The following is a 17,193-nucleotide window of genomic DNA, read 5'->3' on the forward strand; positions in this document are numbered from 1 at the left end:
AAAGTAAAAATATTCCTGAAAACGTCAACAACAGTAATAACAGTAAAGAAATGGATTCAATAAAAATAATTCTCACAGGAGCAACAGGAATGGTAGGTGAAGGCGTTTTAATGGAATGTCTAGAGAATCCGAACATTTCTGAAATCCTCAGTGTAAGCCGAAAACCGTCGGGTAAAAAACACGCCAAATTAAAAGAATATATAGTTTCAGATTTTTTAAAGATAGATCTGAATGATGAAAATTTCAAAGGATATGATGCCGTCTTTTTCTGCGCGGGAATCAGCAGTGTAGGAATGAGCGAGGAGGAATATACCAAGATTACCTATGATACAACGCTTCATTTCGCAAAGGCCGTTCTCAATCAGAATCCGGATATGGTTTTCAACTATGTTTCAGGAGCGCACACGGACAAAACGGAAAGCGGAAAAATGATGTGGGCAAGAGTAAAAGGCAGAACGGAAAATGCACTTAGAAAATTAGGATTCAGGGCAGCATACAATTTCCGACCGGGATTTATGAAACCTGTTGAAGGTCAGGAAAATGTAAAATGGTTTTTTAAACCGTTTATTTGGGTTTTCCCTGTTTTATTACCATCAAAATCATTAACTTTACATGAAGTGGGTATTGCAATGATCAATGCAGTATTAAAAGGGTATCCCACCTCAACATTAGAAATTAAGGACATTAAAAATCTGGCGATATGAAGGAAATGTTAAAAAGAATTTTTCTGGTAGCTTTTATTTTATTGGTTCTGACGGCAATTTCAGGATTTTTTTATATGCAGAAACATCCGTTGGAAGGGAATAAGTTTACAGGCAAAAATCTGCGTTTTTCCGGTAAGGTCTCAAAATAAGCTATCATTAGGAATAGTAAATATTAAAAATCGTTTGTCATAAAAACGATTTCCTTATTTCGTGTTTGATTATTTTTATTATTAACTTAAATTTATTCTTATCTCTTATTTATTAATCATTTTTTAAAATTTGCTTAAAATCTTTGCAAAGTAGAACCTTCATTTTTGCATAAATTTAATATAAGTAAAAAATGATTAACAACTACTTGTTAAAAAGTTCTGTTGTCGCCGCATTCTTTCTTCAGGGAGCGGTTTTCGGGCAGACCTCTCTTATCCATTACTGGAATTTTAATAACAATGCTTCGGCAGCTTCCATCACTGCGCCGACTTCCACTTTGTTGGGAGGTTCGATGACTGCTGCAACCAACGGAACTACTGATGTAGATTTCGCCAACGGAACAGGACAGAATTTCAATATCGACAATTTCAATGCGAGAAACGGAGATGTTTCAGGAACGCATTTACGTTATAATTTCCCGATCAATGGAAACCTTCAGTTCAATTTACCAACAACAGGCTACAATAATGTTGTCGTGAAATTTACGACAAGAAGATCCGGTTCCGGAGCAGGAACGCAGACGTGGAAATATTCTGTGGACGGAACAAATTTCGTTACTTTTCAGACGGTTTCACCTTTAGATGCTAATCCGCAGCTCATTACGTTAGACTTTTCAGGCGTTTCCGGAGTCGCCAACAATCCTAATTTTAAACTTAAAGCTGAATTCTCACAAGGTTCCGGAGGAACAGTTGGCAACAACCGTTTCGATAATTTTACCGTAGATGCAACCCCAATTAACACAGCCGACACTACTCCTCCCACCGTAACTTACCTTCCCTCAAACAACACAAACAATGCTTTAACGACTGTAAATCCAACGATTTCTTTTAATGAAAGTGTAAGATTAACAGACAATTCCGCGATCACCGATTCTAATGCACAAATGCTTGTCGATTTCCGTCTTGGAAACGCTTCAGGTTCTCAGGTTCCCTTTACAACTGCGTTTTCCAATAATAAAATTACAGTAATCCCGGCTGTAGCTTTAATCCCGAACCAAACATATTATCTGGCTTTAAAACCCAATATGGTAGAAGACACCAGTGATAATGCAGTGACTGCAGTTACTTCCACCACTTTTACCAGCGCAGGAACCTCAATTTCGCTGGATAAAAACTTTATTAAAGTCAGTGAAAATGCAGGAACTTTAGCATTTAAAATAAATGTTACAAATCCGTCAAATTCCTCTGTGAATTTGGTGGTGAAACCTGCTCCTTTTAGCACGGCAAACAGCAGTGACTTTACACTAACGAATCAGACGATTAATCTTACTCCTTCCACAACGAGTTATACCGTAAACATCCCGATCATTGATGACACTCTGGAAGAACAACAGGCAGAATATTTTGTGGTAAGCCTTGAAAATCCGGTTGGAGCAACCATTTCCGGAGACAGCAATGCAACGATTTATATTGTAGATAACGATAAACCGGCTCCTGTTCCGTCCCATCAGATTTCTTTAAATTATATCGGAAGTTTTGATCCTTCCGGAACCAACAACAGTTCTACGGAAATTGTGGTTCATGATCCTGCGACCCAGAGATTATTTACCATCAGTTCCATCACCGATGTTTTTGATATTATCAATTTCAGCAATCCGACTTCGCCAACAGTTGTTAATACCATTAATATGGCTCCTTATGGCGGAATTACAAGCATCGCCGTAAAAAACGGAATTATTGCTGCGGCTTCTCCGAACACCAATCCACAACTGAACGGTTCTGTAGTTTTCTTTGATATCAACGGAAATTTCCTGAAGCAGATTACCGTAGGAGCTTTACCGGATATGATTACTTTTTCACCGGACGGAACAAAAGTAATGACTGCCAATGAAGGCGAGCCGAACGATGCTTATACGGTAGATCCGGAAGGAACGATCAGCATTATTGATATTTCAGGCGGAATTGCGAATCTTACGCAAAGCAATGTTACAACGCTTAATTTTAATGCTTTTGATTCTCAGGTTTCTGCTTTAGCGGCAACCGGTGTAAGAAAAGTAAGAACAAACAATACGCTTTCTCAGGATTTAGAACCTGAATACATTACAATTAGCTCAGACAGCCAGAAAGCATGGATTGCGCTTCAGGAAAATAATGCGGTTGCCGAAGTTAATTTAGCCACAAAAACCATTACGGGAATTTGGGGATTGGGTAAAAAAGACATGAGTGTTCCCGGAAACGGTTTTGATGCTTCCGATAACAACGGAGAGATCTTAATTGCAAACTGGCCTGTAAAAACCTATTTTACTCCGGATGGCATTCAGAATTATAAAGTTGGAGGAACTAATTATATCGTCACTGCCAATGAAGGCGACGAAAAAGACCTTTCAGGATTCAGTGAAAGAACTACAGTTGGTGCAAATGATTATGCTTTAGATCCCACTATTTTTCCACAATCTTCTGTTTTAAAGGCTTCTTATAATTTAGGAAGATTCAGAGTTTCCAATGCGACAGGAAATACAGACGGAGATGCGGATTTTGAGGAAATTGCAGGTTTGGGAGCACGTTCATTCTCGATCTTCAATGCAGATACGAAACAGATCGTCTACGACAGCGGAGACCGTTTTGAGAGATATATTGCTGCCAATCATCCATTGATCTTTAATGCAGATAATGAGTCCAATACTGTTAAAAGCAGAAGCCGTGCAAAAGGTCCTGAACCGGAAGGAGTGGCGTTAGGAAATATTAACGGACAAACGTACGCTTTCATCACACTGGAAAGAACCGGCGGTGTGATGGTTTATAATATTACCGATCCTAACAATCCTGCTTTTACGGATTACAAACATTCGAGAATGACTTCTGCATACGGAGGCGATAACGGACCTGAAGGACTTATCTACATTGCCCCAGAAAATACAACGACCGGAAAAGGATATGTAATTGTTGCCAATGAAATCAGCGGTACATTATCGATGTATGAAATTGCCAATGCCCCGACTTTGGCAATCGGAGAGGTAAAATCTGAAAAAGCAACCTTCAATGTATTCCCGAATCCCGTAACAAAAGGAAATATTCTGTATTTCAACAGAGCGCAGGACTATGAATTGTATGATATGTCCGGAAAGTTGATCGGAAAAGAGAAAAATGCTTTAACAATCGATACTTCGATGCTTTCCACAGGAGTGTATCTTATAAAAACTTCCGAAGGACATCTGAAAAGAGTTATTGTAAAGTAGATTATATAGTATTTAGTTGATTAAATAAGTCTCGAATTTTCGGGGCTTTTTTGTTTTAAAGAAATTCAGTAGTTTTAAACTTTGAAATACCATGAGAACGCAATTAGAGGAAATCATCCGTCAAGTTTACCATAAAGAAAAACGAAATCTTTTCACTTTTTTAACGGGAGCAGGAATTTCATCCGACAGCGGAATTCCTACCTATCGAGGAACAGACGGAATCTGGGTAAAAGGAACACAGTTTCATAAGCCTGAAGAATTCGGGACACTGAAATATTTTAAGCAAAATCCTGAAGAAGTTCTTCAATTTTCTCTTTTCAGGAATCATCATCGAAGTAAAAAACTTCTGAAATCAGACTTTGACAGAATTATACATATCTTTCAAGAATTCAAAATTCATGTTATTCTAAAATAAAAAAAATCGCGGCGAAATTCTTTCGCCGCGACTTTTATTTTTAATGTAAATCGTCATAGATTCTTACAAGATCCACAACATTTTTTACCTTAAGTTTTTCAAAAATCTTTTTTTTGTAAGTACTGATGGTAGACATTTTCAGATTCAGACTGTTAGAAATTTCAATATTTCCGTTTCCTTCGGCGAGAAGTTTAAAGATCTGGAATTCTCTTTTCGAAAGCCTTTCTACAGAGTGTACATCGGTAGAATGGGTAACGAGCTTTTTCATCATATCTACCGTGTAATAATATCCTTCTTCTAATATTGATTTTACACTGGTAATAATCTCTTCTTCTGTGGCTCCTTTGTTAAGATATCCGGCTGCTCCTTCTTCTATGTACTGAATTCCGACATTCTCGTCGTACCCGGAAAATATAAGAATTCTTAAATGTTTCTGCTTCTTTTTCAGTTCCTTCACCATTGCTTTAAAAATACTCTGTGGAATATCAATATCAATAATTAAAAGATCGTATACTTTTTCGCAAACTTTTTCTTTAACTTCAGGATAAGTTTCGGCAAAATCTATGGTACACTGATATCCGAGTTTGGTTTCTAAAATAATTGAGGTTCCCATTCTTACAACATAATGACCGTCAGCAATGAGTATGTTCTTCATAGTGTTCGTTTTAAATCAATTTTCTCTACAGAAAATCACTTTTTCATTCAATTTTAAAATTTCAATACAACTTACAGACCAATATCATTTCTTTATAATATTTCTTCCTGATTAGGAGAATTTTAGAGACATAACATACTATTAATATAATTCTGAAATTTTTCAAACTTATAATTTTCATTTTTTTATACAGCCGTTAAAAAAACATGAAATCTTTAAAAGGTAAGGATAAAAGTATATTACAAGCACACATCTCCACGTAACATTGTAAAAATTTTATACAAAAATAAGACATATAATATTCACAAACAGGTAGAATTAATACTATAAAATTTTCTTAATAATATTTAAAATTTTCTTAAAAATAAAAAATTACAGATTTAAAAACCTGCATTATAAGATTTTACAGATAATTTAACTTCCTTAGATTATCCTATTATTTTAGCAAATTCCTTCTTTCGGGATATTTACGGTCTGATTATTTATTTTTTTTGTAACCATTCAAATTTTACAAAAATTTATTTTACAATTTTTAAATATTAATGAATTTTATACACATAAAAAGACAGACCTTAAAAGATCTGTCTTATGAAATATATTTTTTTGTTTTTCTACTCTACATTAAGTACTTTCTCTATTTCCGGAGCATACTGTTTAATGGTATTTTCAACGCCTAATTTTAAGGTTGAAAAGTTTAATGAGCATCCGGAACAGTTGCCTAAAAGCTTTACATAGACCAGATTATCTTTCACATCGATAAGCTCGATATCGCCCCCATCTTTGTTAAGAAAAGGACGTATGCTTTCAAGCGCCTCTAAAACTCTTGTTACGGTATCTTCGTGTGTTATATTTGTTTCCATATTTTTTTCAGTTCAGTTCTGTTTTTCAGATTTTTTGAAAAATCATTATTTTGCTTTTGGTGAGCAGCCAGCCATTGTTGTAATCTTTACCGCTTCTGTAGGGGGAAGATATTTGTTTCTTTCTACCAGACTTTCTACCATTTTTCGGGCAGTCTCCGTATAAATTTCGGCAATTTTAGATCCTTCCTGTAAAGCAGCCGGTCTTCCGACATCTCCCGCTTCTCTGATGCTCTGGATTAAAGGAATTTCTCCTAAAACCGGAATTTCAAGATCATCTGCCAAATACTGCGCTCCCTGCTGTCCGAAGATATAATATTTATTATCCGGCAATTCTTCCGGCGTAAAGTACGCCATATTTTCGATTAATCCGAGAACCGGAATATTGATGCTTTCCATCTGGAACATTGCAATCCCTTTTCTTACGTCTGCCAAAGCTACGTGTTGAGGTGTACTCACAATTACCGCTCCTGTTACAGGAACTTCCTGAATGATAGATAAATGAATGTCTCCTGTTCCCGGAGGAAGATCAATAAGTAAGAAATCCAGTTCTCCCCAGGCTGCATCGCGGATCATTTGGTTCAATGCTTTTGAAGCCATCGGCCCTCTCCAGACAACTGCCTGATTGGCTCCTGAAAAATATCCTATTGAAAGCATTTTAACACCATAATTTTCAATAGGCTTCATCAGGTTTTTACCGTCAATTTCTACAGAAATTGGTTTTTCGCCTTCTGTATCGAACATCGTAGGAACTGAAGGACCATAAATATCTGCGTCTAACAATCCTACTTTAAAGCCCATTTTTGCTAAAGTTACCGCCATATTCGCAGCAACGGTAGATTTACCAACTCCTCCTTTTCCTGAAGCAATAGCAATAATATTCTGAATTCCGGGAATTTGTTTTCCTTTGATCTGGCTCTGCTGAATTTCGCTCGGCTCCGGAGAAACGATCTTTAGTTTCAGATTGATCTCTTCACCGAATTCACTTGCGAAAGCCTGTTTCATTGCGGCTTCAAGCTTCTTTTTTTCGTGCATTGCTGGTGAATGTGCCGTCATATCAATATATACATCGTTGCCCATGATTTGTAGATTATTCACCAAATCGTCAACTTCTATCTCTTTAAGGAAATCCTGAACCTTTTCTTTCGTCAACATAAACTAAATAAATTGTTTACAAATTTACGTAATTTTTAGCTATTTAGAATAAGTAAAGAGACTGATAGATATTTTCTTTTGAGGAAAAAAGATTTAGCAGAAACAAGCTTATTAAAAATAAATTATTTCCCTTCATTTAATCATAAAAACGGTTTCATAAGTCCTTATTAATTCGGCGCAATTTGTATTTCCTCATTATTAATGAAATTTTGTTAGATTTGTTGAAATCTATATCAAGTAAAAAAATTACATCACCAAACTAATGAACTCTAAAAAATTCATCTTACTTTTTTTTCTTACTTCCCTTTGTATCAAAGCCCAGAATTATTCGCAGTATGTGAATCCGTTTATAGGAACCGGCGGTCATGGGCACACTTTTCCGGGAGCCATTGTTCCTTTCGGGATGGTTCAGCTTTCTCCTGATACAAGGATTGACGGAAGCTGGGACGGCTGCAGCGGCTATCATTATTCCGACTCTGTGATCTACGGATTTTCGCACACCCACCTCAACGGAACCGGGGTTTCGGATTATGGTGATATTATGCTGATGCCAACGATGGGAAAACCGGGTTTAACGCCGAAAGAATATTCATCCAAATTTTCTCATAAAAACGAAAAAGCAACCGCAGGATTTTATTCTGTTAAATTAGACAAACATAACATTGACGTCCGTTTAACGACGACTAAAAGAGTCGGCTACCACGAATACAACTTCAACAATGCAGGAGATGCAAATATTATTTTAGATCTGAATCACAGAGATAAACTGCTGGAAGGCGAAGTAAAAATCATTGATGATAAAACGATTGAGGTTTTCCGCAGAAGTGAAGCGTGGGCAACAAACCAGTATATTTATGCAAGAATTGAGTTTTCTAAACCACTGAAAAATTCAAAAGAATTTTTAACCGGTGAAAAAACCGAAGGAGTTAGTGAAGGCAAAAAGAAGGTTTCATTTAATGGAAATAAATTAGCTTTAGCTTTTTCAACGCAAGTTAAGAAAGGCGAAAAAATTCTTGTAAAAGTTTCAATTTCTCCTACAGGATATGAAGGAGCAGCAAAAAATATGTTGGCTGAAGGAAAATCTAATGACTTTACAGCTATTGAGAAACAGGCTGTTGCAGACTGGAACAAAGAGTTATCTAAAATCGAGGTTAAATCTTCCGACAAAAATAAACTTGCCATTTTCTACACTGCAATGTATCACGTGTTCACACAACCGAACATCAATATGGATGTTGACGGAAAATACAGAGGTCGTGACAACAAATTCTACATGGCAAACGGATTCGATTATTATTCGGTGTTCTCGCTTTGGGATACTTTTCGCGGAGCGCATCCTTTGATGACTTTAATCGACAGAAAAAGAACGGCAGATTTTATCAATACCTTTATTAAACAATACGAACAGGGCGGAAAACTTCCGGTTTGGGAACTTGCGTCTAACGAAACGGAATGCATGATCGGTTACCACGCAGTTTCCGTTATTGCAGATGCGATGGCAAAAGGAATTACAGGTTTCGATTATGAAAAAGCATTTCAGGCTTCTAAAAACTCTGCTATGCTTGATATTTTTGGGTTAAATGCCTACAAACAGAATAATTTCATCAGTATTGATGATGAGCATGAAAGTGTTTCCAAAACCGTAGAATATGCTTACGACGACTGGTGTATTGCCCAAATGGCTAAAATTTTAGGCAAAAAAGAAGACTATCAGTATTTCATGAAACGTTCCCAGAACTGGAAAAATCTTTACAATCCAAAGAACGGATTCATGCAGCCGAGAAAAAACGGAAACTGGTACGAACCTTTTGAGCCAAGAGAGGTTAACAATAATTACACCGAAGGAAATTCATGGCATTACTCCTACTCTGTTCAGCAGGATATTCCGGGACTGATCGCGGCACATGGCGGAAAAGAAAAGTTTGAACAATTTATTGATGGTATTTTCTCTGCACCGGACAAAACAACAGGAAGAGAACAGGTGGATATTACAGGATTAATCGGACAATATGCACAGGGAAATGAGCCGAGCCACCACATCGCATATCTTTATAATTACGTAGGAAAGCCTGAGAAAACGGATGCAAAAATTAAATTCATCCTTGATAATTATTACAAAAACACACCGGACGGACTGATCGGAAATGAAGACTGCGGACAGATGAGCGCTTGGTATATTTTAAGTTCTATGGGAATTTACTCTGTAACTCCCGGATTACCGGAATGGCATACGACGAAGCCTTATTTTGATGAGGTTAAAATTCATCTGGAAGACGGAACAACGAGAATTATTACTCCCAATACAAATAGAGAAGAGCTTAAAAAACTTGGTTTTGAAAATGCAAAATCATTTAAAGATTTTAAATATGATGAATTAACGGCATCTCCGGTTATTTCTGCATCAAGAATTTTCGACCTGAATACAAAGGTTGAGATCACTGCGCTAAATCCGGATGACAAAATTTATTATATGACGCTGGATGAGGGTGATGCAAACGTAAGAAAAATGTTTACCGCTTATAAAGGTCCTTTCACCATTACTAAAACCACTCAGGTGGCAGCGTATGCAGAAAGAAATGGTGAAAAAAGTTCAATTGTAAGAGCCAATTTCAACAGAAGACCGAACAACTGGGACATTACGGTAAATTCCACTCCTACTCCACAATATACAGCAAGCGGAAAATTATCATTAATCGACGGAATCAACGGTGATACCAACTGGAGAAAGGGAGAATGGCTTGGTTATCAGGGACAGACTTTTGAAGCGATTATCGACATGAAATCACCTCAACAGTTCACTCAGTTATCTTCAACCTATCTTCAGGACAGCCGTGCCTGGATTTTAATGCCTAAAAAAGTGGAATATTACGTTTCCAACAACGGAAAAGATTTTATTTTACTGAAAACAGTTGAAAATACTCTTGATCCGAAAGATGAAACGGTTCAGGTAAAGGATTTTTCAACGGAGGTTCTTCCTACACAGGCAAGATACGTAAAAGTAAAAGCCTATCATTTCGGAAAACTTGCGGAGTGGCATCAGGGAGCGGGCGGAGATGCTTATATCTTTGTGGATGAGATTTCTGTGAAATAATTTTTTAAATTTACTCTAAATAATAAATCTCTTTCGGCTTGAAAGAGGTTTTGTTTTTTTAATCTCGCAGATTTAGCAAATCTTGCTGATCTTTTTAATACAAACATCTTGAAAATCTGTGTAATCTGCGGGAGAAAAAAGATTTTCCGCTTCGTTCTGAATAAAAACTTTGTAGTTAAAAATTAATTCATTCTTTCCGACCAGTTCAGTTCTTCTGGCAATTCCATATCAGAAAATTCAATGTGGATCACTCTTCTTTTTTTGCCGTTCGTAGTTCGGTTTGATCCGTGAAGAAGTAAAGGTTTCATGATCATAACTCCGCCTTTTTCCATATTGCAGATGGTTTCAGTTTCTAGGTTCCAGTCGATGGTTTCCAGTCTGTAAATTCCTTTGGCGTGGGATTTCGGGATCACTTTCAGGGCTCCGTTATTTTCATCGGTATCATCCAGATGAATTCTTATGGTAAAAATATTTTCAAGAATATCTAAAGGAGGCTGAACCGCAAACTGATTCTGTTTCGTTGTCCATGGTCCGAAATTTTCCAATTCCAGCTTTTTATCAACAGAAATCGTTAAATCCTGATGATACGCAACGTACCAGTTCGATTTTTCAGGCTTATCGAAATAAATGCTTTTTACTGCAAAATATTTTTCGCCGAAAATCTCTTTGATGATTGTTTTAATCTTATCATTAAAAATCAAATCTTTTACTTCCGGAATTTCCTTTAAAAACTGTCGGATGGCAAAAAGATCTTCCGACTTTCTGAAAGTTTCTTTAGAAGTATCTATATTTTGAATAACCTCAATGATCTTTTCAATTTCTTCATCGGAAAAAATATTGTTGATGACGGTAAAACCGTTTTCTGTAATTAAGTTTTTATGACGTTGTAAATTCATTTTAGTTAAATTTCTTTAAATGGAGCTGTCATTCTGATCGAAGCGCAGCGGAGTGAAGAATCTATTTCTTAAAACAAAGATCGCAAAGTTTTTATTTAAATTAATTGAAAATATTCTTCGGTCGCAATGGCGTTGCACTCAGCAAATGATAGCACTATCATTCTAATTTTTATCATTGATAATTTTTGAATTAAATTTCTTTAAAGGGAGCTGTCATTCTGATCGAAGCACAGCGGAGTGAAGAAGCTATTTCTTAAAACAAAGATCGCAAAGATTATATTTAAAAGGATTGAAAATATTTTTCGGTCGCGATGGCGTTACACTCAGCAAATGATAGCAAAATAAATGATCATTTCTTCTTCAATTAAATTTCTATAATGCAGTATACTCATTTTACTTAAATTTCATTAAATAGAATCTGTCATTCTGATCGAAGCGCAGCGAAGTGAAGAATCTATTTCTTAAAACAAAGATCGCAAAGTTTTTATTTAAATTAATTGAAAATATTCTTCGTTCGCGATGGCGTTTCACTCAGCAAATGATAGCAATGCATGATTAGAAATCGTAATCAAAAACAAATGGTCAATAATGAAAAATAAGAATTCACTATTAACCACCCACAGCCTAAGCTTGAATTTTTTATAAGATACGAATCGTCAATGATGAATTCGCTTTGCTCGTGAATCTTTTCATTAATAATTCACATTTCACAAACGAAGTGAAATTGACTTTACAACCATTAATTACATATTCCCGCCATGATTTTCCAACTGTCCTTCCCACTTAGAAACCGCTGAGGTTGCCAAAGCATTTCCCAGAACGTTGGTCATACTTCTTCCCATGTCGCAGAAATGGTCGATTGGCAGAATTAGAGCAATTCCTTCCGGCGGAATGCCGAACATGGAACAGGTTGCCACAATAATTACCAAAGAAGCTCTCGGAACTCCCGCGATTCCTTTTGAAGTTAGCATTAATACCAGAAGCATCGTAATCTGCTGTCCTACAGTCATTTCAATTCCGTAGATCTGAGCAATGAAAATTGATGCAAACGTCATATACATCATACTTCCGTCCAGATTGAAAGAATATCCCAATGGTAAAATAAATGATACCACTCTGTTATTACAGCCAAATCTTTCCAGTTCTTCCACCAATTTCGGGAAAACCGCTTCTGAACTCGTCGTGGAGAAAGCAATCAGCAATGGTTCTTTTATTCTTTTTAACAATTCGAAAAGGCGGTTGCCTAAAATTAAATATCCTACCAGTAAAAGCACGAGCCAAAGAACGCCTAAAGCGAAGAAAAAATCTCTTAAATAAATGGCATAGACTTTAAAAATCTCAAAACCATTGGTAGCGACTACCGCAGCAATAGCGCCTAATACTCCAAGCGGTGCAAACCACATGATGTATCCTACCATTTTCAGGATTCCGTGTGCTATAATATCGAATAGTTTGATTACAGGCTGAGAATATTCTTCGCCTAAATTGGCAAGAGCAATTCCGAACATGATGGAAAATACCACGATCTGCAATACCTCATTGGTTGCAAACGCTTCAAAAATACTTTTAGGAATAATATGTTTTACAAAGTCTTCCATGGAAAATCCTTTGCTTGTTTTCAATAATTCTTCTGCGGAAGCTGCATCCTGAATCGGAAGCTTGGTAACGTGTCCCGGTTCAAGCCAATTTACCAGCATTAGTCCAATGAATAATGAAATTAATGACGCAGAAATAAACCACAACATGGCTTTCGTTCCTACTCTTCCGATCATTTTAATATCGCTCATTTTGGCAATTCCCACCACCAGAGTTGTGAAAACCAACGGAGCAATGATCATCTGAACAAGACGGATGAAAACTGTTCCCAGCAGTTTTATATTTTTAGAAAAAGATTCTGCACTTTCCGGAGCCTGTGTATGCACAACTCCGCCGATTCCCACACCAATAACCAGTGCGATAATAATTGCTATAAAAAGTTTATTCTGTCCTTTCATATATATGTTTCAAGATTCGCAAATATAATATTTTTACAATTGGCGGAAAGATTTCATTTTCCCCAGAGATAATATTATGTTAAATTAAACGTGATTTAAAATTAATTATCTGATTAATAAAATATTGTAGAAAAATTTACAAAAATTTATTTGAATTTTATCCTTTTGGTACAAATTTTATTATTACATTTACTTGTATTAACAACATAAAAAAATATACAACTATGAAAAAAACGATCGCAATGGCTGCATTAGCTATAGCTGTATCTTTCGGAGCTGTTTCTTGTAAAAAGAAAGTTTCTGATGCCGATCTTCAAACGCAGGCTACTACGGTAGTAACGGCAAATCCTAGTGCTTCTGTAGAAGTGAAGGACGGAGTTGCACACCTGAGCGGGACTTTCGAAACTCAGGAGGCAAAAGATGCAATGATTAAGCAACTGAAAGCCATTACCGGTGTTAAAGAAGTAATGGATATGGCGACTGTAGCTCCTGCTGCACCTGCTGTAGCTCCTGTGGAGACTAAAAGCGCGGTAGATCCGATGGTACAGCAAAAAGTACAGGATGCCGTAAAAGATATTCCGGGGGTAAAAGTTGAAGTAGTAAACGGAGAACTTACTCTTACAGGAAGCGTATCTTCTGCTGATGCAAGAAAAGTAAAAGAATCTGTTGATGCTTTGAAAGTGGGTAAAGTAAATTATAAGTATACTGTAAAATAATCCGGAGATGAGCACATTACAAGATAAATATTCAAGTGTAGTTTCTGCAGCTCAGTCTGCAGGGATTTCTAATCTTCAGGTTCAGGAACAGGACGGAATTCTTTACGTTTCAGGAAGTGCTTCCAACACAGCAGCGAAAGATGCGGTCTGGAATGCTTTAGGAGCAATTGATTCTACGTATTCTGCTTCAGACATCAATATTGATGTACAGGTTTCAGGCTTGGCAGCAGGTGCAGCTCTTACAGTTGCAACGGACGAATCTAATCTGAACATCAGACAGGAACCTTCCACGGATGCCGCAGTTGTAGGTAAAGCAGCAAAAGGTTCTTCTGTGACTTTGGTTGAGCAGACATCAGATGACTGGTGGAAAGTAAAAACTGAAGACGGACAGGAAGGTTATGCGTACTCAAGATATTTGAGAGCTTAATTTTAAAGATTTAACATTATTTAAAATAAGAACATCCCTTTTCGGGGATGTTTTTTTTTATTTTAGCGCGTTTAAAAACATTCAATGAAGAAAATCTTATGGTTGCTGTTCTTTTTGTTGAGCTTTCTTATGCTGAACGGACAAAAGTACGTCATTAAAGGAAAAATTACAGATTTTGGGCAAAGACCTGTGGAGAATGCAACCATTTATCTTTTAAAACAGAAAGACTCTTCATTAGTCGATTATACAGCTTCTAACAGGGAAGGTCTGTTTGCAATAAAAACCAAAGAACTTAATGAACCTACAATTCTACAGATTGATGCTGAAAAGTTAATTTCTTACTCCACAAAATTCGATACCATCGACAAATCTATTGATCTGGGAGACATCCAGTTGGATAAAAACCAGATTTCGGATATTGAAGAGGTAAAAATTACCGTTTCGCCGATTAAAATTAAAAAAGATACGGTTGAATACAACGCGAAAGCTATCAAAGTTCGTCCCGACAGTAATATTGAAGAACTACTCAAAAATATTAATGGCGTAGAGATCGACAACGATGGAAAAATTACCGTCAACGGAAAAGAAGCTGACCAGATCATGGTGAACGGAAAGCCTTTTTTCGATAAAGACGGAAAAATTGCGTTAAAAAATCTTCCCGCCGATATTATTAAAAACATTCAGATTACCACCACCAAAACCAAAGAAGAGGAACTTACGGGAAAAACGCCGAAATCACAGAACAAAACCATTAATTTCAATATTGATGAGAAGAAAAACAAAGGCTGGGTTTCGAGAATTTCTGCAGGTTACGGTTCGGATAAACGGTATGACGAAAAAGGGCTGATTAATTATTTCAAGGATAAAACCAAGATCAGTTTGCTGGGTTATACCAATAATATCAATTCACAGGGTGTTTCTATGGATGATGACAATGGTAAAAATTCAAAGCTGGGAATTCAGAAATCTTCGATGATCGGGGTGAATTACAGTGATAAACTGGGCAAGGAAGTCGAAATTGAGGAACTGGGAATCAAACGCAATACGACCAATCTTGAAACGGCATCAAAAGTTTCTAAAACCACTTTTCTTCCCGATTCCAACTTAAAAACAGACTCTGAAAACCGCGCAGAAAACGAAAGAGAGCAATACACGCTGAATTCTACTCTGAGAATAAAGCCGGACACAATCAGTACGATTTCTTTTTCGCCGTCGTTTTCTTTTACAAAATCAAATAATTTCAGAACGGGAAATTCAGCGACTTTTAAGAATGATGAACTTTTAAATAAAAGCCAGTCTTCTACCGTAACGGACTCTGAAAACAACAGTTTCTCGCCTAATCTTCATTACGCAAGAAAATTCAGAAAGAAAAACCGAAGCTTTTATGCCGATTTAATTACTTCGATTCAGCAGAATAAAAACAATAACCTCAGCAATTCCGGTACTTTATTTTTTGAAAACGGAGTGGAAAATGTTGCCAAAAGAGATGTAAGAAATCAGCTCAGTCAGAGTAAAAATCAGAATAACAATTATTCATTTAATGCAAAATATACGGAGCCTGTTTCGGACTCTGCAAGTGTGACGATCAGTATGGAGTATAATTCGAGAAATTCGATGAATGAAAGAATTGTTAATGATTTTGATGCCACAACAAAAAAATATACGGTGTATAATCTTGCTTTATCCAACAGCTCGGATGAAAAAAACAATCAGCTTTCGCCTGAAATCAGTTTTAATTTAGATAAAAAAATGCTGAAAATGTGGACTTCTTTAGGTTTAAATCTTACGGATCTGAACTATCATTCCACTTTCAACGGACAAAATTATGAGCTTCAGAGAAATTTTGCGCTTCCGAAATACAATTTCGGACTGATTTACAACTTCAGCCAGACTTCCAATGTAAGTATTACCAATGTATCCTATTTCACCCTCCCATCTTCCGCAAACCTGATTCCTTATGTAGATGAATCCAATCCTCTGGTAACGTATAAAGGAAATCCTGATTTGAAAAACTCATGGATGAATTCTACGAATGTTTATTTCAACAATTATAATATTCAGAAAAATTTAAACTATTATTTCAATTTCAGTTTTGTGTACAATAACAACAACACAACCAATTATTCATATTACGATGATTCCGGAAAGCAGTTTGTGACTTACGCGAACATCAGCGGAAATAAAAGCGTCTATTTCCTTGCAGGTCTAGGAAAAACGTATAAATGGAACGACCATAAACTGAATGTAAGACCAAGATCAGGATTTAGTTACAGTTTTAACAGAGGTTTTATTAACGGACAGCAATTCACAGGTAATTCTTACAATTTCAGTCCGGGAATCAATGTTACGTACGAAAAAAAGGATAAAATTACCATTAAACCATCTTACAGCATCAATTATAATTTTTCAGAATATAAAAATTACAGCATTGAAAGCATCAAAAATACGTCACAGAATTTCAGTCTGGAACTCACCAATTATTTCTTTCAGACTAATCTTGTTTTCGAAAATGATTTTGAATATAATACGAGTTCGAATATCGCACCGGGTTTCAAGAGGGATTTTTACTTTTTAAATTCTAGTGTAAGTTATACTTTTTTCAAAAAACAGCTTACTGCGCGTGTAAAAGTGTATGATGTTCTCAACCAAAACCAAAGTGTCACCAGAACAATTTCCGCTTCCGGCGTGGAAGACAGAGAAGATTTGATATTGAAAAGGTATGTGATGTTTTCTCTGGTGATGAAACTGAATAAATTTGGAGGGAAGAAGAAATAGTTTTATTTGAATTTCTTTTGTTAAAATCTTTGATTTTTTTAACTTATGTGATCTTTTTTCCATTTAAGTATTAAACTTAAAAAACCAAAGTAGTTAAATCTTTTGTGGTAAAAAGTTTAAAATAAA

General features: G+C 36.2%; 13 protein-coding genes. 8 read left to right on the forward strand and 5 right to left on the reverse strand.

Annotation, left to right across the window (positions count from 1 at the left end; translation table 11 throughout):
• Positions 1 to 50 precede the first annotated feature (50 nt).
• The 4 genes from B0E34_RS10100 to B0E34_RS10110 all read left to right on the forward strand — a co-directional run bounded on the left by B0E34_RS10100 (position 51) and on the right by B0E34_RS10110 (position 4,501).
• On the forward strand, positions 51 to 704 hold the full coding sequence (locus B0E34_RS10100) for an NAD-dependent epimerase/dehydratase family protein (RefSeq protein ID WP_087709170.1): 654 nt from the start codon (positions 51 to 53) through the stop codon (positions 702 to 704).
• Positions 701 to 853 (forward strand): hypothetical protein, encoded by a 153-nt coding sequence (locus B0E34_RS21320; protein WP_165762973.1) that lies wholly within the window; start codon positions 701 to 703, stop codon positions 851 to 853. The genes B0E34_RS10100 and B0E34_RS21320 overlap by 4 nt, the downstream gene beginning before the upstream one ends.
• A gap of 191 nt (positions 854 to 1,044) precedes the next feature.
• A complete protein-coding gene (locus B0E34_RS10105) occupies positions 1,045 to 4,086 on the forward strand; it encodes a choice-of-anchor I family protein (RefSeq protein ID WP_087709172.1) in 3,042 nt (1,013 codons plus the stop codon).
• A 91-nt stretch (positions 4,087 to 4,177) separates the two neighbouring features.
• Positions 4,178 to 4,501, forward strand: a complete 324-nt coding sequence (locus tag B0E34_RS10110) for a Sir2 family NAD-dependent protein deacetylase (RefSeq protein ID WP_228423051.1) — start codon at positions 4,178 to 4,180, stop codon at positions 4,499 to 4,501.
• Between the two features lie 40 nt (positions 4,502 to 4,541).
• On the opposite strand, the gene B0E34_RS10115 is transcribed toward B0E34_RS10110, so the two are convergent.
• From B0E34_RS10115 to B0E34_RS10125, 3 genes are all read right to left on the reverse strand, one after another.
• Complete coding sequence (locus tag B0E34_RS10115) at positions 4,542 to 5,156, reverse strand: response regulator transcription factor (protein ID WP_087709173.1); 615 nt, start codon at positions 5,154 to 5,156, stop codon at positions 4,542 to 4,544.
• Positions 5,157 to 5,767: 611 nt separating this feature from the next.
• Positions 5,768 to 6,016 carry a NifU family protein gene (locus B0E34_RS10120; RefSeq protein WP_076395525.1) on the reverse strand — a complete coding sequence of 83 codons (249 nt, stop codon included), beginning with the start codon at positions 6,014 to 6,016 and terminating at the stop codon, positions 5,768 to 5,770.
• Positions 6,017 to 6,061: 45 nt separating this feature from the next.
• Positions 6,062 to 7,168 (reverse strand): Mrp/NBP35 family ATP-binding protein, encoded by a 1,107-nt coding sequence (locus B0E34_RS10125; protein WP_087709175.1) that lies wholly within the window; start codon positions 7,166 to 7,168, stop codon positions 6,062 to 6,064.
• Between the two features lie 262 nt (positions 7,169 to 7,430).
• Between B0E34_RS10125 and B0E34_RS10130 the strand changes: the two genes are divergently transcribed.
• Positions 7,431 to 10,259 (forward strand): GH92 family glycosyl hydrolase, encoded by a 2,829-nt coding sequence (locus tag B0E34_RS10130; protein WP_087709177.1) that lies wholly within the window; start codon positions 7,431 to 7,433, stop codon positions 10,257 to 10,259.
• A 182-nt stretch (positions 10,260 to 10,441) separates the two neighbouring features.
• Here the strand turns inward: B0E34_RS10130 and B0E34_RS10135 are convergent, their stop codons facing one another.
• Together B0E34_RS10135 and B0E34_RS10140 are read right to left on the reverse strand one after the other, a co-directional pair.
• On the reverse strand, positions 10,442 to 11,155 hold the full coding sequence (locus B0E34_RS10135; RefSeq protein ID WP_087709179.1) for a phytanoyl-CoA dioxygenase family protein: 714 nt from the start codon (positions 11,153 to 11,155) through the stop codon (positions 10,442 to 10,444).
• 743 nt (positions 11,156 to 11,898) lie between these two features.
• Positions 11,899 to 13,149, reverse strand: coding sequence for a dicarboxylate/amino acid:cation symporter (locus B0E34_RS10140; RefSeq protein WP_087709181.1), 1,251 nt, complete (start codon positions 13,147 to 13,149; stop codon positions 11,899 to 11,901).
• A gap of 224 nt (positions 13,150 to 13,373) precedes the next feature.
• On the opposite strand from B0E34_RS10140, the gene B0E34_RS10145 reads away from it, so the two are divergent.
• The 3 genes from B0E34_RS10145 to B0E34_RS10155 all read left to right on the forward strand — a co-directional run bounded on the left by B0E34_RS10145 (position 13,374) and on the right by B0E34_RS10155 (position 17,067).
• Positions 13,374 to 13,865 (forward strand): BON domain-containing protein, encoded by a 492-nt coding sequence (locus B0E34_RS10145; RefSeq protein WP_087709183.1) that lies wholly within the window; start codon positions 13,374 to 13,376, stop codon positions 13,863 to 13,865.
• 7 nt (positions 13,866 to 13,872) lie between these two features.
• Positions 13,873 to 14,292 carry an SH3 domain-containing protein gene (locus tag B0E34_RS10150; RefSeq protein ID WP_076395538.1) on the forward strand — a complete coding sequence of 140 codons (420 nt, stop codon included), beginning with the start codon at positions 13,873 to 13,875 and terminating at the stop codon, positions 14,290 to 14,292.
• 84 nt (positions 14,293 to 14,376) lie between these two features.
• Entirely contained in the window at positions 14,377 to 17,067 is a 2,691-nt protein-coding gene (locus tag B0E34_RS10155) for an outer membrane beta-barrel protein (RefSeq protein WP_087709185.1), read from the forward strand.
• The last annotated feature ends 126 nt before the right edge of the window (positions 17,068 to 17,193 follow it).

The organism is Chryseobacterium mucoviscidosis (assembly GCF_002177115.1).
Lineage (GTDB): Bacteria > Bacteroidota > Bacteroidia > Flavobacteriales > Weeksellaceae > Chryseobacterium > Chryseobacterium mucoviscidosis.